At 61.0% G+C, this 19,407-nt stretch carries 17 protein-coding genes; 15 read left to right on the top strand and 2 right to left on the bottom strand.

Annotated elements, in window-relative coordinates:
• Nucleotides 1-45 precede the first annotated feature (45 nt).
• Nucleotides 46-1,107 carry an ABC transporter substrate-binding protein gene (locus AC07YR_RS17545; RefSeq protein ID WP_436058043.1) on the top strand — a complete coding sequence of 354 codons (1,062 nt, stop codon included), beginning with the start codon at nt 46-48 and terminating at the stop codon, nt 1,105-1,107.
• An 89-nt stretch (nt 1,108-1,196) separates the two neighbouring features.
• On the opposite strand, the gene AC07YR_RS17550 is transcribed toward AC07YR_RS17545, so the two are convergent.
• Entirely contained in the window at nt 1,197-3,239 is a 2,043-nt protein-coding gene (locus tag AC07YR_RS17550; RefSeq protein ID WP_494734685.1) for a DUF6541 family protein, read from the bottom strand.
• 113 nt (nt 3,240-3,352) lie between these two features.
• Here AC07YR_RS17550 and AC07YR_RS17555 point away from each other — a divergent pair, with 113 nt between their 5' ends.
• The 3 genes from AC07YR_RS17555 to AC07YR_RS17565 are packed head-to-tail and all read left to right on the top strand — an operon-like array spanning nt 3,353 to nt 5,439.
• Nucleotides 3,353-4,132: a glycosyltransferase family 2 protein gene (locus AC07YR_RS17555; RefSeq protein WP_436058041.1), complete on the top strand. Its 780-nt coding sequence runs from the start codon at nt 3,353-3,355 to the stop codon at nt 4,130-4,132.
• Nucleotides 4,129-4,539 (top strand): DUF2304 domain-containing protein, encoded by a 411-nt coding sequence (locus AC07YR_RS17560; RefSeq protein ID WP_436058040.1) that lies wholly within the window; start codon nt 4,129-4,131, stop codon nt 4,537-4,539. The genes AC07YR_RS17555 and AC07YR_RS17560 overlap by 4 nt, the downstream gene beginning before the upstream one ends.
• A gap of 3 nt (nt 4,540-4,542) precedes the next feature.
• Complete coding sequence (locus AC07YR_RS17565; protein WP_494734686.1) at nt 4,543-5,439, top strand: glycosyltransferase family 2 protein; 897 nt, start codon at nt 4,543-4,545, stop codon at nt 5,437-5,439.
• Nucleotides 5,440-5,557: 118 nt separating this feature from the next.
• Here AC07YR_RS17565 and AC07YR_RS17570 read toward each other — a convergent pair whose 3' ends face one another.
• Entirely contained in the window at nt 5,558-7,396 is a 1,839-nt protein-coding gene (locus AC07YR_RS17570) for a GH25 family lysozyme (RefSeq protein ID WP_494734687.1), read from the bottom strand.
• 738 nt (nt 7,397-8,134) lie between these two features.
• Between AC07YR_RS17570 and AC07YR_RS17575 the strand changes: the two genes are divergently transcribed.
• The 11 genes from AC07YR_RS17575 (at nt 8,135) to AC07YR_RS17625 (ending at nt 19,366) form a co-directional block, all read left to right on the top strand.
• A complete protein-coding gene (locus tag AC07YR_RS17575) occupies nt 8,135-9,127 on the top strand; it encodes a glycosyltransferase family 2 protein (RefSeq protein WP_494734688.1) in 993 nt (330 codons plus the stop codon).
• Complete coding sequence (locus AC07YR_RS17580; protein ID WP_494734689.1) at nt 9,128-10,546, top strand: oligosaccharide flippase family protein; 1,419 nt, start codon at nt 9,128-9,130, stop codon at nt 10,544-10,546. It abuts the gene before it with no gap.
• Between the two features lie 331 nt (nt 10,547-10,877).
• A complete protein-coding gene (locus AC07YR_RS17585; RefSeq protein WP_494734690.1) occupies nt 10,878-12,974 on the top strand; it encodes an acyltransferase family protein in 2,097 nt (698 codons plus the stop codon).
• A gap of 128 nt (nt 12,975-13,102) precedes the next feature.
• The gene (locus AC07YR_RS17590; protein WP_494734691.1) at nt 13,103-14,518 is read left to right on the top strand and encodes a glycosyltransferase family 39 protein; all 1,416 of its coding nucleotides are present in this window, start codon (nt 13,103-13,105) and stop codon (nt 14,516-14,518) included.
• Nucleotides 14,519-14,647: 129 nt separating this feature from the next.
• Complete coding sequence (locus AC07YR_RS17595; protein WP_494734692.1) at nt 14,648-15,871, top strand: TadA family conjugal transfer-associated ATPase; 1,224 nt, start codon at nt 14,648-14,650, stop codon at nt 15,869-15,871.
• Entirely contained in the window at nt 15,871-16,725 is an 855-nt protein-coding gene (locus AC07YR_RS17600; RefSeq protein ID WP_494734693.1) for a type II secretion system F family protein, read from the top strand. The genes AC07YR_RS17595 and AC07YR_RS17600 overlap by 1 nt, the downstream gene beginning before the upstream one ends.
• Nucleotides 16,722-17,663, top strand: coding sequence for a type II secretion system F family protein (locus AC07YR_RS17605; RefSeq protein ID WP_494734694.1), 942 nt, complete (start codon nt 16,722-16,724; stop codon nt 17,661-17,663). The genes AC07YR_RS17600 and AC07YR_RS17605 overlap by 4 nt, the downstream gene beginning before the upstream one ends.
• Nucleotides 17,664-17,728: 65 nt before the next feature.
• Nucleotides 17,729-17,980, top strand: a complete 252-nt coding sequence (locus AC07YR_RS17610; protein WP_494734695.1) for a hypothetical protein — start codon at nt 17,729-17,731, stop codon at nt 17,978-17,980.
• Nucleotides 17,981-18,085: 105 nt separating this feature from the next.
• A complete protein-coding gene (locus tag AC07YR_RS17615; RefSeq protein WP_494734696.1) occupies nt 18,086-18,430 on the top strand; it encodes a TadE family protein in 345 nt (114 codons plus the stop codon).
• Entirely contained in the window at nt 18,411-18,908 is a 498-nt protein-coding gene (locus AC07YR_RS17620; RefSeq protein ID WP_494734697.1) for a hypothetical protein, read from the top strand. The genes AC07YR_RS17615 and AC07YR_RS17620 overlap by 20 nt, the downstream gene beginning before the upstream one ends.
• A gap of 44 nt (nt 18,909-18,952) precedes the next feature.
• On the top strand, nt 18,953-19,366 hold the full coding sequence (locus tag AC07YR_RS17625; RefSeq protein ID WP_436058028.1) for a pilus assembly protein TadG-related protein: 414 nt from the start codon (nt 18,953-18,955) through the stop codon (nt 19,364-19,366).
• Nucleotides 19,367-19,407: the final 41 nt, after the last annotated feature.

Consider the following 19,407-nt stretch of genomic DNA (forward strand, 5'->3'; position numbering starts at 1 on the left):
TTTGGGCGGGCCTCCGCAATGGGGGAAGGACGGGAGAACAACAGTATGCAGGAACACATGTCCGGCTCCGCAAAGAGCATGGGACGCCGTTCATTCCTAATAGCAGCGGCAGCTTCGCCGCTTCTGCTGTCCGGCTGCCTCGGCCAGCCCGATGGACCTTCCGGTCAGGGGGAGACATCTACGTTTCCCGTTACGTTGACGCATTCCTTCGGTTCCACAACCATCAAGTCCGCCCCCAAGAGAATCGCTACCCTGGGCTACGCGAGTCAGGACGTCTGCATCGCTTTGGGAGTCGTCCCGGCAGCGGTGCCGCAGTATGAATTGCGCGGATTCGGGGTTAGCCTCTGGTTCAACAAGGCTGTCACAGCGATGAATGCCGTAATGCCCGCACAGTACAGGGACAGCGAGGAACCGCCCTTGAAAGAGTTGGAATCGCTCAAGCCGGATCTGATTCTCGCCGTTAATTCCGGTCTGACCAGGGAACAATACGATGAACTGAGCGAGATAGCCCCGGTAGTTGCTTATCCGGGCGCTCCCTTTGGGACGGATTGGCGCACGACGACGACGATGGTCGGTACGGCGATTGGCAAACCCCAAGGGGCGCAGAGGCTGATCGAGGAAGTCGAAGAGGGCATCACAAAAGCAAGGTCCAGCTACGATGTGCTTGATGGTTCAACGTTCCTCTATCTAGGCGCAAGTCTGGCACCAGGCGCCGATTTCGAAGTGTATGACGAGGAGTCGAACCCCGTTCGAATCCTCAAGGATTTCGGCGTTGTGCCAGCCCCTGTCTTGGCGAAAGTGGTGGAAGGAGGCAATCGGAAACGTGTCGAAGCGGGAACCGGTCCGGTTCTTTGGGAAGCGAGGCGGGCGCGCGAACTTGAAGCCGACATCGATGTTGTCTCTGTCATATCGGACAAGAAGATCATCTTGAAAGATGGGGTTCTCGACGACCTTCCAGGCGCCCAACGGGACGCCCTCGTGCTCGTGAAGACCTCCGACGATGCCCTCGCCTTGGTGGAAGCATCGCCACTTGGAGTTAAATGGGCGACTCTCACAGTGTTGCCCGAACTGGCACGGGCGGCCTACGAGACGAAGCGCAGGCCGTAGGGCAGCCGGTCCCGGTTATCAAGACCCGGCTAAACATAGATGTGGGCTCCGCAAGACCTTGCGGAGCCCACATATATTTTCAGGGAAACTTAGTCACACGCCGTAGTACGGACCAAGCGGGCCTCATCTGAAGTCGCCAAGACTTCGATGTCCTTTGCAGTGCCCGCAGCTACGTCGGCCAGGCCGGGGAACGGGTCCTCGGTCGGAATGACCGTTTTAGTGCCGAAATCCAGCGCCCAGTACGCGTTTAGTTCCCTGATGGCAGGGCAAACATCCTTGTTATAGGCGGCCTCGTCCCAGTGGTCCAGCAAGAGCTGCTCTTTTTCCGTGCGTTCACCGAAAATGTGGGGCGCAAGGGGTTGCCGGTCCGCTAGTGCGTAGACCAATGAGCCGCCCGTAAGCGGGTTGGCGACAACGACACCGTCGACCGGCACCTTGGCGCCCACCTCTTTGAGAATCTTCATTTCATCCTCGTCCACAAGGTCGGACGTCTTCGTGATGTCGAATATCGAGTGGAGCCTGTCCTGGACCTGCGACAGGGTGCCACCTTGTGCGGCTAGGCCCAAGAGTCCGAGCGTCACCCATACGGCGACCACTTTGCTGACAGCAGGAGGCCGCGCCTCGCCGAGATCCGAAATGGGGGCTGCGGACGCACGGCCGATACCCGGCAGGAGCGTTGAAGCATTGTCCATCAAGGCCCGAATGCGCCACAGCAGCCACTCGGCGCCAAATACAGCAATAGGCAAGGTGACAACGGGCAACAGGGCCGCCAGTCGGAAGCTGTCGTTATACCAGACCCCCGTCAGAAACGTTCGGAATGCGCCGGGAGGCCAGCTCGAAACGACCATGTACAAAAGTGCGGCCACCAGGTACATTCCGAGGATCCACCATGTGCGCCGCAGCGTGCGGGCAATGACGTACAGGCCGATGACCGTGAGGATGGCGAGGACCCATGCGGTAGTTGTGCCCATCGGTGCACTGCCCAGGATTTCACCAATTGCCCGAGCGTTCGACTGGAAAGGCAGCCACGGTGCCGCGCCAAGGCCCGGACGAAGAACCATCCAGGCGGCGGTTACTGCCGCAATGTATGCGGTACATACTACGGCCCAACGAATGACTGCCGTTTTGGGTGAGCTTCCTTCTCTCCATTCGAAGAAGACCCTGACCAGCCGGCCCAACAGTACGGGCACTAGGAACCCCAGAAGCGCCACCATGGCACTGGGGTGCGTGAGAACCATCCCCGGCAGGGCCGCGCAGAAGGCAACGGCGGGCGCAATGAACGAGGAAGGCGCGCTCCGCGACATGCCCAGCATCTCCACCGCCAGTCCCAGAATGACCGGCAGCAGTGCTATGGCGGCGTTGTTTGGATACAAGACGCCAAAACCGATGAGCAGGTACGGGAATGCACTGAAGCCCGCCGAGAGTACTGCGGCTGCAACAAGGGCCACTGGGCGGTAGGCCACAAGCCTGGAAACCAGGAACATGCAACCGAGCGGCCAGACAATGGCGCCAATCACTATTGTTCCAACATTGACGACGACGGGAACGGGGCTGCCCGTCAGCATCTGGAGGAGTGCCATCATGTCGTGCATGCCTGCGGGGTAAAAATAGCTGGAGGCTTCGGTGAGGTTGCCCAGCGACAGGGACGAACCGTTCTGCGTCTGTGCGATGTGGTGCACCGCGTTGAGGTGATACACATTGTCAAAGGTTTGCGAGAAGTTTTCAGGGCTTCCGAAACCGGTCACGAAGCGCCTGCCAATCAGCAGCGCGGCGAAAACCAGGCCCAGCGGAACGGCCCAGGTAGCGGTCCACCTCCCAAGATCGCCGGCGTTGAGTGGGCCGTTGTCCGCCAGCGAGCCAACAGTCTTTCCCTCGCGGACCCACCACCATCGGGCAGCCAGAGTCAGGAGCGCCAGGACACCGCTTATAGCGAAATACACCAGAGGTGTGTACGGCAAACGCAGGTAAGGAGCGACGACGGCGGCGCAAGCGGCTACTGACGTTGAAACAGGGGCCGCCAGAGCAACGAGGTTGAGGCGGCGAACTCCCGCCGCCGCCAGTATGGACAGTCCCGGCAAGAAATAGATCAATGCCGCCGACGCAAAAGTCGGTACGGTCTGCCACCAAGTCATCGATCAAGGCTCCTCATTGTGTGTTGTCAACCGTACAATTATGCAGGTTACGTCTCTGGGCCATGGTCAGGCCGTCGTATGGAGCACCGGGCCCCTTGCTATAGTTACAAACCATGAGTAACAAGACGCGGTCCGGCACGCTGATAATCATGCCTGCTTGGAACGAGGCCGAAGCAATCGGTAATACGGTCAGGGAAGTACGCCGCGTCGTTCCCCAGCATGACATCCTCGTGGTCGACGACGGGTCGCACGACGACACCGCCGCCATCGCTGAACAGGCAGGCGCTTCGGTTCTTCGGCTACCTTTCAACCTGGGTGTCGGGGGTGCCATGCGGACCGGTTTCAAGTATGCCATCCGCCACGGCTACAGCTCCGCCATCCAAGTGGATTCAGATGGCCAGCACGATCCCCACGACATTGACCGGGTACTAGCCGGACTGGAAACCGCAGATATCTCAATTGGTGCGCGCTTTGCCGGCCGCGGATCATATGATGCCAAAGGCCCGCGGCGGTGGGCCATGTCGGTCCTCGCCAGGGTGATCTCGAAAGTTGCGCAAACGCCGCTGACCGACGTCACGTCAGGCTTTCGGGCGGCGAACGAACGGGCGCTGCATCAGTACATAGACCATTTCCCTGCGGAGTATTTGGGCGACACGATCGACTCCCTGGTGGTGGCGATAAAGTCCGGCTGCAGGGTCGTGCAGATCCCCGTCGAGATGAAGGTGCGGCAGGCAGGAACGCCCAGTCACAGTCCATTTAAAGCGATGATCTACCTTGCACGCTCGGGACTTGTTCTTTGTTTTGCCTTGGCGCGTCGTAGGCCACGCGTGCAGACCGATACAGCTACACCCCGGCCGGGCGACATCGCCGGAGAAGGAAGTGTTCCCGCGTGAGTGTTGCTTTTTCTTTGGCCACGTCCATTGGGATGGTTCTGGCCGTTCTCCTGATGCTCCGAGTGGGCAAACTCCGCGAAAAATATGCGGTGCTCTGGCTCGTGGTTGGCGGGCTGACGATTGTGCTGGGACTTTTTCCCAGCATGTTGGACTTTGCTGCGTCGGTTGTCGGTGTTCGTGTTCCCGCAAACCTGCTGTTCGCGTTGTCCATTGTGCTGCTGGTGGGGGTAGGACTTCACGTTTCCCGCGAGCTGACCATTCTAGAAGACGAGACGCGTATCCTCGCCGAAGAAGTGGCGATCCTGCGCTCTTCCATCGCGCGGCTTTCTGACGGGAAGTCGGAGGGCCTGCGTCCTCCGACCGCAGACCATGTTGCAGATCAGACCAGTAATTCCAGAGAAGAGTAAAAATTGACCATTGATGTGATGCTGCCCTACTACGGCGACGTGGCGATGATGAAGGCTGCCGTCGACTCGGTACTTGGCCAAGAGGACAGAGACTTTGTCCTGACGATCGTCGACGATGGCTATCTGGATGAGTCCCTGCCGGCCTATTTCCAGAACCTCGTTGATTCCGACGGCCGAGTGCGCTACTTCCGCAACGAAGTCAACCTCGGCGCAAACGGCAACTATAAGAAGTGCCTCGGGCTTGTGCAGCACGACGTCGTGGTTGTTATGGGTGCCGACGACATCATGTTGCCGAACTACGTGGGTACCGTACGCAAGGCTTTCCAAAATCCGGAGATCAAGATTGTCCAGCCGGGCGTCGAGGTCATTGACGAGAACGGGGCGGTCTACGAGCCGCTGGGGGACAAGGTCAAAGCCGGACTGCGCCGCCTGGCGATCGGGGGCTCGTCCGAGGCGATCATCGCCGGCGAGCCGATTGCCGAAAGCCTCATCACGGGGGACTGGTTGTACTTCCCGTCTGTCGCGTGGCGCGCCGACGCGATCCTGAAACACGACTTCCGCGAGCAGTACAACGTAGTGCAGGACATTGCCTTGGCGATGGACATCATCATGGACGGAGGCAAGATGCTCGTGACAGACACCGTCTGCTTCCAGTACCGCCGCCACAGGGAGTCGGATTCCTCTGTGCGTGCCCTCGACGGACGCAGGTTCGCGGAGGAACGAGCTTTCTTCGACGAGTGCGCCCGGGACTTTTCCAAGCTGGGCTGGACTAAGGCGGCACGGGCTGCCCGCCTTCATCTGACGTCGCGGCTCAACGCCGTGTCGCTGACCCCAAAGGTGGTTAGCAAGCGGATGTGGCCCGGCCTTGGCAAACTGGTCAAGCACGCTTTCCGCCCCTGATCGGGGCACATCAAGAAAAGTCTGGATAAACCACGACGGCGGGCAGTCCCGACAGGGGGCCCGCCGTCGTTGTCTCTGAAGTGAATGACCCTGGCAACCATCGGGGCCAGCGGCCACGTCAGCGGCGTGTTACTCCATTTATCGGCGTCCATTGCAGGGTCCCATTCTGGAACAACTGATAGCACTCGCCGCCGGACTTGCATGTTTCACTACCTGTAGGGTATCCCAACGGTCCGTTTTCCCAGCCGGACTGTGCCCAGTAGCTGGAGATTGCACCGGCCCTGGTGGGGTGCGCTCCGGTAGCAGGCGACCAGTGGATCTGTCCATTCTGGAAGGACTGGTAGCAGCCGCCGTCTTTGAGCCCGCAGGTCTCAATACCTGTGGGGAAGCCCAGCACGCCGTCTTGGTAGCCGCTGCCGGCCCAGACGTTCCGAATGGCACCGTTGCGTGTCAACTGGGCCCCAGTCTTGGCCGTCCAGTGGATCTGTCCATTCTGGAAGGACTGGTAGCAGCCCCCGTCTTTGAGCCCGCAGGCTTCGGCGCCGGTGGGATAGCCCAACACTCCCTCTTCGGAACGCGTCGAAACCCAAAGGCTACGGATAGCACCGCCGCGGGTGAGGTTCGCGCCAGTTGTAGCAGTCCAATGAACCTGGCCATTCTCGAACGACTGGAGGCAGCCGCCGTCTTTGAGCCCGCAGGTTTCGGTACCTGTCGGATATCCCAGCACACCTGTTTCGTAGCCGCTGGAGGCCCACACATTGCGGATGGCACCACTGCGGGTAGGGTGGGCGCCAACGTCGGCGCTCCAGTGGATGGCGCCATTCTGGTAGGCCTGGAAGCAACCGTTGTTCTTGAGACCGCAGATTTCACCGCTTGTCGGATAGCCTAGAACCCCGTTTTCGAAATTTCCGGCGGCCCACGCATTGCGAATGGCCCCATGGCGGGAGAGTTGGGCGCCCGTTTGCGGGGACCACATGATGGCGCCGCCCTGGAACATCTGATAGCAGCCGCCGTCCCTGAGCCCGCACTGTTCACCGCTGGCGGGGTAGCCCATTGAGCTGTTCTCCGCCCCAATTAGGCGGTATAGGGAGCGAATGGCACCCGCGCGCGAGACCCGCGCGCCGGTCGCAGGGGACCACAGCACTTCTCCGTTGCGGAAGCCTTGGTAGCATCCGTTGTCTCTTATCCCACAGACAATCGTGCCCGCGGGGGCCCCAATCGGCATACCTTCTGCCAGGCTGGAAATGGCACTTTCCCCGGCGTTCAGGGCACGCCCGTACGCGAAGGCTTTGAGCTGGGCATAGGTTCCATTCCAGACATTGGAGTCCCCGACATAGGGGCCATCCGGTGAATACTGCCAAATGCTGTAAAACGTCCAGCCGCTGGGAAGGACTCCGGGACTGGTCGAGTAACTGGCCAGATGCAAAGGGTGGTCCGCAAAGCCTGCGTTGTTTCCTGTGCAGGTCTTCCACCAGTCCGTGGTGGTGTAGATAGCGGGTTTGCGGCCGGTCAAGGCGACGATCGTGTTGGAGAAATCGCGTACCCAGTTCACCATCTGGCTGGGGGACATGTTGTAGCACAGGTTACCCAGTGTGCTGTAGGGGTTGTACTCGATATCTAGAAGGGGCGGAAGAGTCATACCATCCGCCGACCAGCCGCCACCGTGTGACACGAAATAGCGGGCCTGTTCAGTGCCGGACGAAGTGCTTGGTGTGGCGAAGTGGTATGCGCCGCGGATCATGCCTGCGTCCCGGGAGCCCGTGTACTGGCTTGAGAACTCGTCGTTGGTGTAGGTGGTGCTCTCTGTAGCCTTCACGTACGCAAAACGGGCTCCCTGGTTGAACTGTGAGTCCCAGTCAATGCCGGTTTGCCAGCCGCTGACATCGACACCCTGGATGCCGGCCGGCTTCCAGGTGTTAAAAGCCTCTGTGGTTAGCAGAGCGCTCTTGCCCGGCAAAGGAGATCCCGGACCAGGGTCCGATGCAGCCCGCTTTCCGACACCCATATATCCGCCTCCCTGACCCATCTCGGCTTCAAGCGCGGCAGCGTCGGCAGGAGAGAGAGGCATGACGCCGGAACGGTCGGGATTCGGATTGGGCGCGCTATCGGTTGGCAAGGGTGTCGCTGTCGCCGTGGGCGTCGCCGTCGCCGTCGGAGTTGGTTCAGGTGACGCCGGGATAGTCGGTGCCGCTGCGGTGGCGACTGAGTCCGCTGTAGGCGATGCTGACGCTGTGGCCGAGGGGGAGGGCGACGGGAGTGGCGACGCGGTGGCGGAGGGGACCGCTATCAGGGTCCCTGCGAGCCCAATGGCCACGGCCGTGAATGCTGTCGATAGCATTGCGGCGATCTGCCTACGCGCCGCACCTTCCGAGTGCAAGCTTGGCATTTTGTGCTTGGACTTATTCATATACAACTCCGGAACGGGCTCCCCAGGGTAACCGTGCGAACTCGGATTGACCGTCGGGATCAGGGTAGGGCAGTGGCGGTTGCGTCGACCACGTCAACGGTCCCGAATAGCTGATCTAAGATAACACTCCTGTTGCGTGTGTTACTAGGGTTGCTGGAGTGACAAAAGCTGCAGCGCGAAGGGGCTAAGTACTGAGACCGGTAGAGTAGATATGCTGCCGCGGATGCCGGGGCAGGGCCGTCGACCCTAAGTGGGATCCGTTCCGTGAGCGATAAGTAAGGACACTCCATGCCGATCAGGACCAGCTTCGTGATGCCCCTATACAACGGAGGCGCGACGGTGGAGCGTGCCATCAGGAGTGTGCTGGCGCAGGGTCGCGACGACTGGGAGTTGCTGGTCGTAGATGACTGCTCCACGGACAACAGCCGTGACTTGGTCGAGTCCCTCGTCGATGCAGAAGGGCACGGCCGGATCCGGCTCATCAGGCAGGAGCGAAACGGAGGTCCGAGTGCGGCCAGGAACGCTGGCGTTGCAGAGGCGGTCGGCGAATTCGTGGGTTTTTTGGACTGTGACGACGAGCTGCTCTCAAACTATCTCGCCACGATGGAAGCGAACATTGCGGAAGGCATCGACATAGTCGTCGCTGCCCACGTGGCGCAGACTCCGGCGGGCCGCCGGTATCCAAGGCCGGACTCTGCGCAGGGGCTGCTGACTGGACTGGAGACTGTGGACGCGGCGCTGCAGGGCAAGCTGTGGAACTTCCTCCATGCCAAGGTCTATCGCCGCTCGCTTTTTGACCATTTTTCGTTTCCGGACCACCTGGTCCGTTATGAGGACCTCGTAGTTAATTCCATTGCCTATTCGTATAGCCGCAAGGTACGCATAGTGTCCACACCGGTCTACGTCTACCACGTCCAAGGCCAGTCACTCACCTGGAGCCAAGAGCCCTCGATGGAATTTGTCGACGGTCCGCTGGCCTGCGTCCGTGAAGGTCTGAACCCGGATCTGGCGGCAAAGGTCAAGACGCGTTCCTGGAATACACTGCGGACATTTCTGGGCGTGCTTACCATTTCGGGCGGGCTGTTTGCGGGGAGCCCTAAACAAAGCGTCGACAGGATTGTGCGCTACGTTCGTGAGGAACTCTCGTTCAGGGATCTTGCTGACGTGACCTTGGCTGCGCCGCACCTGGGCCTGTCCGGAATGCTCATCAAAGTCTTCCCGGCACTGTATGCCAAGCTCTATCTCTGGCATGTCCGGCGGACCTTCGACATGGCCAAGTAGATGACTACTGAACCGCGGCTGACCGGCGAGACGTCACCGGTGGCAGTTCCATCACACCACCGTCTTCTCTATCTCGTTGCCGCCGTCGCCCAGGGCATTGGTGCCGTAGCAGTGCAGCCGTTCGCCATACGCTTGCTGGACCCTCAACAGTGGGGACAGGTGAGTTTCTCCCTGTCTTTCATTTCGATTGGCCTGATTGCACTCTCGGCGGGCCTCCCGATGGTCCTCAGCACGATGTACTTCGATCCTGATCGGGGACCCGAGCGGGCGCGTTCCCTGAACGGGTTCGGCGTCGGACTCAGCATTGTCGGTGCCAGCGTGGCTGGTCTGCTGTTCGCCGTCATTGCGTCCGTTACCGGGTCCCTGGGAGATGTCTCTGCTTACCTGATTTCCATAGGAATAATCGGCCTCCACGGCATTACGCAAATGGCCCTCGCCTATTTGCGTTCTCAGCACCGAGCCCTGGCGTTCGTAGTGATAACGATTGTAGCCACGGTGTTGGGACACGTCGCGGGCCTCGCAGCCATCCTGATAATCGCCCCCACGGCGACGGTGTACATGGCGAGTTTCGCCGTGTGCGTTTTGCTGGCTTCGCTGGCGGGGCTTGCGCTCAGCAAGCCCGGAGCACCACTGAAATATCGTGAATCCATTAGGTCCGCAGTGAGAACGTCCCTGCCGGTGCTGCCGCATAGCATCGCGCTCGTGCTGATGCTGCAAGGCGAGTCGATCCTGATTACATTGTTGCGCGGCGAGGAACTGGTCGGACGATATAACGCAGTGATGCCCTTGGCCTTGGGTCCACTTGCGGTCATCATGGCCCTTTCCAATGTGTGGCAAACGACAATTTTTTCTCATCGGGGGTTGGATACAACCGGGCAGGTTGCAAAGGTGCAGCGTGAGGCCGTCTTTATTGGTCTGATGCTGACGCTCGGGGGAAGCGGCGTTGCGGTGTTTGCAACTCACGTGCTGGTCAACGATCCAGAGCCGGTCCTCCTCCTGCTGGCACGGATCCTGCCGCTTCTGGGTTACGGATACGTGGTTTTCCTCGTTTCAACGTCCCAGTTGTTTGCCATTGGGAAGACGCGACTGATGGCTGTCGTTACGCCGGCCATCGCAGTTGTCGGTCTGGGACTGGCATTCTTCCCGGCCGGAAGCGGGAATCTGCTGCTCGTGGGTGTGATCAAAGTCGTCGCGTATCTGCTCCTTGGCGTTGTCTACGCCTTAGTAGTCCGGAGCTACGACCGCGAACTGGTTAACCTGCCACTGATGCTCAAAGGCATGGCTGGCGCTGTCGGCGTTACTCTCCTCATGCTGCTGTTGCCGGACTCCATCGGCTGGGGCATCGGGAGCGCAATTGCCACTTGCGCGGTGGGTCTTGTGGCAGGAGTCTTCTATCTACGCAGGCTGCAAAGCCTCTAGAAGTACCTAGCAGCTTCATCTAAAGCAGTAGGTGGGGGAGCGAGCAGGTAGAATCGGCTGGCAGTGACAAGGCTCCGTGTTCCATGGGTTTCGAACGCAGGATGCAGGCCCAGGACCCGCGATGACCGGAAAGCCTTTTGACTATTGGCCGCTGGGCCCGCCCGCCTGCCTCGGTTCGTCACGGTAGGCTAACGGCGCGAACCGGCGAACACGTGCTAACCAAATAAATGGTGACTGTCATCACCCACTTCCGGCCGGACACTGAGCAAAAGGAGAATGCGTGGCACAGCAAGTCACGGCTACGGCTACGCGGGCAAGTCGGCGCGCCGAAATGGCAACCAGCGCAACCCGGAAGGACATCCAAGCACTGCGGGCTATTGCTGTTGCACTAGTCGTTTTCAACCACCTGTGGGGGGGTCGGATGCCTGGCGGGTATGTGGGCGTTGATGTCTTCTTTGTGATCTCCGGCTATCTCATCACCCAGCACCTGGTACGAGAACTGAACAGGTCCGGTTCGATACGGCTCGGGGCCTTTTATTCCCGTAGGGCTAAACGGTTGCTGCCGGCATCCTTGCTGGTAGCGGCCGCCAGCTTGGTTGCTGCGTGGATATTTCTGCCCTTTTCCCGCTGGGCGGTGATTGTCCAAGAAACGTTCGCCTCAGTCCTCTATTTCGAGAACTGGGCGCTGGCCGCGAAATCCATCGATTACTCTGCGCACAACGACGCCGCGTCAACAGTGCAGCATTTCTGGTCGCTGTCCGTGGAAGAGCAGTTCTATCTCTTCTGGCCGCTGCTCCTGCTCGGCCTTTTTGCCTTGGCCGGAAAGCTGCGGTTGAGGACCCGCCGAATCATGACTTTGGGTTTGGCGCTTGTCAGCTTACTGGCGTTGATCTTCTGCATCTACTTCACCTTCACGAACCGGAGCCAGGCGTACTTCGTTACCCCGGCAAGGGTTTGGGAATTCGGAGCTGGAGCATTGGTTGGCCTGCTGGTAACAGGGGGCGCTTCCGGCCCACTTGGTGCCCTTGGACTTACCCTTCGGGGTGCAGGCCAGTGGACCGGGTACTTCCTCGTTGCATATGCGGCCTTCACCTTCGACGAGACGACGTACTTCCCCGGATTCGCAGCTCTTGTCCCTGTTGCAGGAACTGTGCTCGTGATTGCCTCCGGCCCCCACTCGCCCCGCTGGTCGCCAAATACGGTGCTAGCTGCCAGGCCTGTACAGTTCATCGGCGACATTTCCTATTCGCTCTACTTGTGGCATTGGCCGCTGATCATCCTTGCGCCGGCGGTGCTGGACCGAACGCTGACTACCCCCGACCGTGCCGGAATCCTGATTGTGGCATTGCTTCTGTCCGCTGCCACAAAGAAGTTCGTGGAAGATCCGGGCCGGGCAGCACTCTTCCCGAAGTCTCCGGCGAAGTCCACCTTCTTTGCCGCCGCGGGGGCGATGGCAGTGTGCGTGGCGCTCTGTGGAGCGCTCCTGGTCGCGACGCAGGCAGCGCAGGAGAAGGCGGAACGCCAGCTTGCAAACATCGCTAGCGGGAGTTGCTACGGTGCGGGCAGCCTTATCGCCGGCGCCGAGTGTCCTGATCCCTTCGGCCCGCCCGAGGTTGCAAATGTCGGTCAGAATGAAGCGCCATGGTTTGATACACCCGAATGCTCGTCGGCGCCGGACCCCATCGTGGTTAAAGACATGAAGCTTCTGCGGGACTGCGATTTTGCGGCCCCGGGCAAACCGACTGCCACGGTGTGGCTCGCCGGCGACTCCCACGCGGAACAGTGGAAGGTGGCAGTCTACGAACTGGGACGAAAACACAAGTGGCGAATTCGCGAGAGCCTTATGGGTGGTTGCCCCCTGGTGGACGTTGACCGTGTTGCCTTTATGGACGTGGAGAACCGCGACCCCAACAACCAGCAGCGTTGCAGGCAATGGGCAAGCGCTGTATCTGATCGCATCCGACAGGAACAGCCACAGTACGTCTTCCTCTCGTCTTTCGCTGCCAAGGAGAAAATCGACGACGGTACGGGCCGCTCCCAACTGGAGCAGTACCGGGACGCTGCAACAAACCGTGTGAAGGATTGGACTGCTGCCGGCACCAAGGTTTTTGTGCTCAGGGACACCCCGCTGACTCTTAGGAAGAGCCCGGCAGAGTGCCTGCAGATGAACCGGGACAATGCCTTGGCTTGTGCTAACGCAAGACAGGAAGCGCTGCCCCCGGACCCGCTGGCCGAAGCTGCCACATCCATGAAGAGTGATCAAGTGCACGTGCTGGATCTTTCCGATCAGTTCTGTGACGACCAGCGTTGCTACGCGGCGATCGGTGGAATACATGTCTTCTTTGACGCTGATCATGCCTCACGCAGCTACATCAAGTCAGTGGCTCCCGTGCTTGAGCAGCGCTTCAACCAGGTGAATCCATCCTGAGCAGGGTTCATCGAGCCAGGCCCGTAGGCAAAGGCTTCAGCCGGGTCGCGCTGGACCGCGCTGGCAATCGGTTCTCTAAGTGGTCCTGGGCTATGGGGTTGCTGGCATTCTGTTACTCAGGGTTTGGCATGTGGCAACCGAGTTTTTGGACGGATGAGGCGGCAACACTTAGCGCCGTGAGGCGGGAATTGCCGGACCTGTCCGCCCTGCTGGGGACGGTGGACGCGGTTCATGGAGCCTATTACTTTTTGATGTTTGGCTGGACAAGGTTGTTCGGTTTTTCGGAGCTGGCACTTCGCCTGCCCAGCCTGATCGCCATCAGTTGCGCTGCCGTCCTGCTGGTTGAGCTTGGGCGGAAACTGGCCAGCACATCCTTCGGTTTGTTTGCCGCGGCGCTCCTGATTGTTATGCCGCGGACACAATACGTGGGGACAGATGCCCGGTCTTACGCTCTGACCCTCCTGGGCGCTGTGGCCGCTACGTATATTCTGGTCTCCATCCGTGAGAATCCGCGACGGATCAAATGGGCCGCCTACTTAGTGGTTGGAATCGTCACTGTTAGTTTGTCTTTCTATTGCGTCTTACTCCTGCTTGCGCACGCCGTATCCCTTCTCTGGGACCGGATGTTGCGCAAGGAGTGGCGCGGCATGCTGACGGCGTCCCTAGGGTGGCTTCTGCCCGCACTCTATGTAGGAATTGCAGCCAGCCGGCAGCAGTTCCAGATCTCGTGGATTCGCGAAGTCGGTCCCGCTTTTCCCTTCGAATTCACATTCCTCCAGTTTTTCGCCGACGGCTATTTCGCCAACGACGGCCAAGTCGTGCCGGTGCCAACGCCGGGCGAGGATTTGTCAATGGTGGGACTTGCGATTTTCATGTGGACGGCCGCGGCGATCGGTGTTGTGTTGTGTCGGCGGCATTTTCTTGTGCGCCTAACAATACCTTGGCTGATTGGTCCGGCCGCGGTTGTGATTGTCGGGTCACTGGTTTCGGGTGGCAACTACTACCTGCCGCGATACTTGACGTTCGAGCTCCCCGCAATGGCGCTACTGGCGGCGGCGCCGGCCGCAGTGCTGCCGGTAATGCGGACAGGAACAACTCGAAAGCTCAAAGCCGCCATAGCGTCTGCAGTTGCAGTCGTTCTCCTCATCTGCGTTCCGTCCTACGCGGGCCAACGGACCCAGTACGGACGTGATCGTCAGGACGATTTTCGTTTTGTTGCGGACTCCGTTCAAAAGCTTGGCACACCCGGAGATTCGTTTGTGCTGAGTCCAGCCAGCGACTTGGCGTACCAGGCATACCCCGAGGCGTTTGCCGGATTGGGTGACCCCACCATCGGAATCACCGCCGCCCAGTGGAAGAGGATATTCAACCAACGTTTCGACGTGAAGGCGTCGGCGGACCGGATCCGCCAGTACCGCACGGTAATTCTCATTGAAAAGTCCGGCGAATCCGCAATGGCTGATGCCTTGCAAAGCATGGGTTATTCTTCCGCCGCCAGTCAGGTGGGACCCTCCACAACTGTGACGAAATACAGGCTCAAATAGATAAAGTTCGAATCATCGCCATCGCAGATTTATCCACAGATCGAAGATATGACTTGGTCGACACGTCTTGGCCCCTTAGTTTTAAGTTGTACTGCCTCAGTCGGGGGCGGCAGTCGTATTGGGGAACTCATGGATGCTGTTCGAATTGTGGAGGACGAGGTCCGCGAACTGATCCGGCGCCGCGGCCTTGACCCGCTTCGGCAGGCCGGCGAGGTCAGGCGCCTGGTCGAAGCGGCGGTCAGCGACTATGACGAGCGTGCGCTCATGGGACCGCTTCCGCCGATCGGCCCGTTGGATATCGCCCGCCGGCACGTTTACGACGCCGTTGCAGGTTTCGGCGCGTTGCAGCCCCTCCTGGATGACCCCGCCATCGAAGAAATTTGGATCAACGCACCGAGCGAAATTTACGTGGCGCGGAACGGCGAATCTGAACTCACGTCCCTTAGTCTCTCGGACCAGCAGGTACGGGACCTTGTGGAACGTATGCTGAAAAGCTCAGGCCGCCGCCTCGATATGTCCTCGCCGTTCGTGGATGCCGCCCTCCCGGACGGATCCCGGCTACACGTTGTTATCCCGGATGTCACGAGGCGCCACTGGGCGGTCAACATCCGAAAGTTTGTGGTCAAGGCAAGCCGGCTCGACCACCTCGTGGAGCTGGGCACCCTTACTCCCCAGTCGGCCCGGTTCCTGGGTGCCGCAGTAGCCAGCGGGCTCAACATACTGGTGTCGGGGGCTACGCAAGCCGGGAAAACCACCATGCTGAACTGCCTGGCTGCCAGCATTGGGGCACGTGAGCGAGTCATCACGGTCGAGGAAATCTTTGAACTGCAGTTTCCCTTGCGTGATGTTGTCGGATTGCAGTGCCGGCAGCCGAACCTTGAGGGGGAAGGAGAGATCCCGCTGCGAAGGCTTGTCAAGGAAGCGCTGAGGATGCGGCCGGACCGCCTGGTTGTTGGCGTAGTCCGCGAGGCGGAAAGCCTGGATATGCTCATCGCGCTCAACTCCGGTTTGCCCGGCATGTGTACTGTGCATGCGAACTCCGCGCACGACGCCGTTACCAAGCTGTGCACCCTTCCGCTGCTGGCCGGTGACAACATCTCCAGTGCGTTCGTAGTGCCGACGGTCGCCTCATGCATTGATCTGGTGGTCCACTGCAGCCGCCACGCGAGCGGCCGCCGCCAGGTGACGGAGATCCTCTCCCTTGGCAGGCGGGTTGAGAATGGCATCATCGAGTCGTCGATGGTTTTCTCGATGGTCGACGGCCAGCTGCAGCCAAGGGCCAACTCCATGCCCGCCGTCGAGAAGTTCGCCGCTGCGGGATTCGACGTTGCGGCACTGCTGGAGGTCCGCTGATGGCCCCCATGCTGGGCGTGGTTCTCGGTGCAGGTCTGTTCCTTATCTGGTGGTCGGCATGGGAACAGCCCCAGTCCGTCAAACGCCCTCCCCGCTCCAGTCGGCTCCGGGACCTGCTGCGGGCAGCGGGAATCGAAAACGTCTCCGGGCTGGGTTTGGTAGCTACGTGTCTTGGCCTCGGGGCATTCGTCAGTCTGGTGTTCTTCGCCGTGACCAGGTCCTGGCCCATCTCGGCCTGCTTCGGCCTGTTTGGCGGCTGGCTCCCGATGGCAGTTGTCAGGTGGCGCGCCCGCAAACGCACGGCGACGCTGCGTCAGCTCTGGCCGGATGTTGTTGACCACCTTCGTTCCGCAATCAGGGCAGGGTTGTCCCTGCCTGAGGCGCTGATCCAACTGGGTGACAAGGGTCCCGAGGAACTGCGGCACGTCTTTCGTGATTTTGGATCCGACTACCGCGCCGGCGGCCAGTTCGATCCGGCCCTCAACAGGCTCAAAGAACGGCTTGCTGATCCCGTCGCGGACCGGATTGTCGAAGCCCTGAGGCTCACGCGCGAAGTGGGCGGCTCCGACCTGGGCCGGCTGTTGGGAACCCTGGGCGAATTCCTACGGGAAAGCGCACGGACCAGAAGCGAGCTCGAAGCCCGGCAGTCCTGGACGGTGAATGCGGCCCGGCTTGCAGTGGCTGCTCCGTGGATTGTCATGGTCCTGCTGGCCACCAGACCCGAAGCGGTCGCCGCCTACAACACGGCGATGGGGGCTGCGGTGCTCCTCGGCGGGCTGGTCGTGTCCGCCATCTGCTACGCCGTCATGCTGCGCATCGGGGCTCTTCCCGAGGACGAGCGGGTGCTCAGATGACGTCGCCCGCGGCCGCTGCCGTGATCTACGGTCTCCTGCTCGGAGCCGGACTCTGGCTTCTGGTTGTACGGCTGCCATTCATGCGGCCCATGAGCTTTTCGGAGCGCATTGAACCGCAACTCAAGCCCCAGAACCTGGAGTCCAGGCTGCTCATGGCCCCTGCGGACAACCTCACGCCCTTCGGTCCCCTCGAACGCATCCTGCGCCCGATGCTGAAAGACGCGCACTCGTTCCTCACCCGGTTCAACCTGGGGTCCTCGGCGTTGAGCCGCAGGCTGGCGCAGGCAGGAATCCGCAAGTCTGTCGTCGACTTCAGGGCAGAGCAGCTGCTGTGGGCTGTCCTGGCCTTCGTCGTTGCCACGGGCCTGGTGCTAGTCGGAGTGGCCGGAGGACAGTTCAATCCGTTCCTCGCTGTTGTGGCCATCCTCGGCAGCGCCCTTGGCGGATTCCTGTTCAGGGACTACTGGCTTGGCGCCCAGATCAGCTGGCGGGAAAAGCGGATGATGGCCGAGTTCCCGAGCCTCGCCGAGCTGGTGGCACTTGCCGTTAGCGCTGGCGAAAGTGCCTCGGGCGCCCTGGACAGGGTCTGCAGGACATCGCATGGCGAACTCGCCGGCGAATTTGAGCTGGTCCTTGGGGAAACCCGGGCCGGAAAACCGCTGGTCGAAGCGTTGCAGCGGTTCTCGGCACGGACCGACCTGGGGCCTTTGGTGCGATTCGTTGACGGGATCATCGTGGCAGTGGAGCGGGGGACACCCCTTGCTGATGTCCTCAGGGCCCAGGCGCAGGATGTTCGCGACACCGCCAAACGTGAGCTGATGGAATCGGCCGGAAAGAAGGAGATCGCCATGATGGTTCCGCTGGTTTTTGGCATACTCCCGTTGACGGTCATCTTTGCCGTGTTTCCCGGCCTCGCCGCCATCAGCCTCGGACTATGACTGAATCAAGATCGCCCGGATCGCCGGACAAGAACTCCAGCCCGAACCCACAGAATGGAATCTCGATGAAACACCTAGGAATCCGCGCCCTGGCCCTCATCCACACCATCGTCCTGCTGCTCCGGACAACGGCAGCGTTCGTCGAGAACAGCAGCCGTGGGCCTGCCCGGAGCGCGGACCATCCGGAACGAGGGGACGTACCGGGCTGGGTAATGATCACGTTGATGTCGGCAGTGCTCGTGGCTGCACTGCTGGCCCTGGCCGGACCTGCCCTCGAAGGCTTGTTCAACCAGGCCATGAACAAGGTCGGAAACTAGCAGATGCCCCCGGCGGTCGCGGCGGCGGACGATCCGGCTTGCCGGACATCGGAGAACCCGGCTGATCGCGATGCTACGTCCCCGCGGGAACGTGGCTCCGCCGTTGTGGACTTCGTTCTAGTCGGCGGGCTTCTCACGATGTTCTTCCTGGCAATCATCCAGCTGACGCTGGTGCTGCATGTCCGCAACACGCTGATCGACGCTGCGGCTTCGGGGGCCAGATACGGCACGCTCGCCGACCGGAACGCGGCCGACGCGAGGGACCGCACCAGCGAGCTCATCGGAATGGCGCTCAACGCGGACTTCGCTAAAGACGTGACCACCTCGGAGGTCACCTATCAGGGAATCCGCGCCCTCGAAGTCACGGTCAGGGCGCCGTTGCCGGTGATCGGGCTGATCGGTCCCCGGGAGGCTCTGGAGGTGAGAGGCCATGCTGCCATCCAGCCGTAGGACCGCGGCCAGGCTGATCTTGGCCGGGAACGGGGAAGCCTTGCCCGGGAGCGGGGAAGCCACCTCTGACGAGCGCGGGAGCGCCGTCGTCGAATTCACGTTCCTCGCCCTTCTCCTGATGGTGCCCCTCGTGTATTTCATCATTACCGTGGGGCAGATCCAGGGCGGCGCCTTCGCTGTCGTCGGCGCGGCCGACCAGGCCGCCAAGGTGTATGTTGCCCAGCCCGACGCAGAAAGCGGCCGTCTTGCAGCCGAGCAGGCCGTCATGCTTGCCCTGGCGGACTACGGACACACGGCGGACAACGCGAGCATGGACGCGAGCTGCCAGCCCTCGGACTGCCTCGCCCCGGGCTCGGCCGTCACCATCACCGTCCACCTCACTGTGCCGCTGCCTTTTGTACCGTTCAGCGACTCGATGCAGCTCAATGCAAGTCGGTTGGACGCCTCCGCCACGCAGATTGTGGGGCGATTCCGATAGCGTCCCAACGCCGTGACACTGAACCAAGCCGGGAAGGCGGGCAGATGATGGTCCTGATCATCGGCTACGTGCTCCTGGCGCTCCTGGTAAGCACCGCAGTCATGGCGGCCTCTTCGCTCTACCTTGAACACAAGAAGCTGCTGTCCGCGGCAGACGGGGCATCGGTGGCAGCGGCCGACAGCTACACGCTGGGCCAGGTCGAGACGGGCGGCGGCAGCCCGTCCGCGGTCCTCAACGGCGGACGGGTGCGCAGCGTCGCCGCAGACTACCTAAGCCGGAACGGCGCCTTTGCCAGGTTCGACGGCCTAGCCGTCGCGCCGGACACCGGGAGCCCCGACGGTTCTACCGCCGTCGTTGTGCTGAGCGCTGAGGTGCATCCTCCAATCGTGAACTTCCTCATTCCGGACGGGATCAGGATTGAGGCCACCTCCACAGCGCGCTCCCGACTGGTCCGGTAGCGCCGCAGAGCCGGTGCCGGACGGCTAGGAACCATAGCGTA

It is taken from the genome of Arthrobacter sp. GW460-12-1-14-TSB2, assembly GCF_059423525.1.

What these genes read in the sequence shown, in the direction of transcription:
- AC07YR_RS17545 (WP_436058043.1), top strand. Translation starts at nt 46, where the DNA reads ATGCAGGAACACATGTCCGGCTCCGCAAAGAGCATGGGACGCCGTTCA.
- AC07YR_RS17590 (WP_494734691.1), top strand. Translation starts at nt 13,103, where the DNA reads ATGTGGCAACCGAGTTTTTGGACGGATGAGGCGGCAACACTTAGCGCC.
- AC07YR_RS17580 (WP_494734689.1), top strand. Translation starts at nt 9,128, where the DNA reads ATGACTACTGAACCGCGGCTGACCGGCGAGACGTCACCGGTGGCAGTT.
- AC07YR_RS17620 (WP_494734697.1), top strand. Translation starts at nt 18,411, where the DNA reads ATGCTGCCATCCAGCCGTAGGACCGCGGCCAGGCTGATCTTGGCCGGG.
- AC07YR_RS17575 (WP_494734688.1), top strand. Translation starts at nt 8,135, where the DNA reads ATGCCGATCAGGACCAGCTTCGTGATGCCCCTATACAACGGAGGCGCG.
- AC07YR_RS17550 (WP_494734685.1), bottom strand. Translation starts at nt 3,239, where the DNA reads ATGACTTGGTGGCAGACCGTACCGACTTTTGCGTCGGCGGCATTGATC.
- AC07YR_RS17605 (WP_494734694.1), top strand. Translation starts at nt 16,722, where the DNA reads ATGACGTCGCCCGCGGCCGCTGCCGTGATCTACGGTCTCCTGCTCGGA.
- AC07YR_RS17610 (WP_494734695.1), top strand. Translation starts at nt 17,729, where the DNA reads ATGAAACACCTAGGAATCCGCGCCCTGGCCCTCATCCACACCATCGTC.
- AC07YR_RS17555 (WP_436058041.1), top strand. Translation starts at nt 3,353, where the DNA reads ATGAGTAACAAGACGCGGTCCGGCACGCTGATAATCATGCCTGCTTGG.
- AC07YR_RS17585 (WP_494734690.1), top strand. Translation starts at nt 10,878, where the DNA reads ATGGCAACCAGCGCAACCCGGAAGGACATCCAAGCACTGCGGGCTATT.
- AC07YR_RS17595 (WP_494734692.1), top strand. Translation starts at nt 14,648, where the DNA reads ATGGATGCTGTTCGAATTGTGGAGGACGAGGTCCGCGAACTGATCCGG.
- AC07YR_RS17600 (WP_494734693.1), top strand. Translation starts at nt 15,871, where the DNA reads ATGGCCCCCATGCTGGGCGTGGTTCTCGGTGCAGGTCTGTTCCTTATC.
- AC07YR_RS17625 (WP_436058028.1), top strand. Translation starts at nt 18,953, where the DNA reads ATGATGGTCCTGATCATCGGCTACGTGCTCCTGGCGCTCCTGGTAAGC.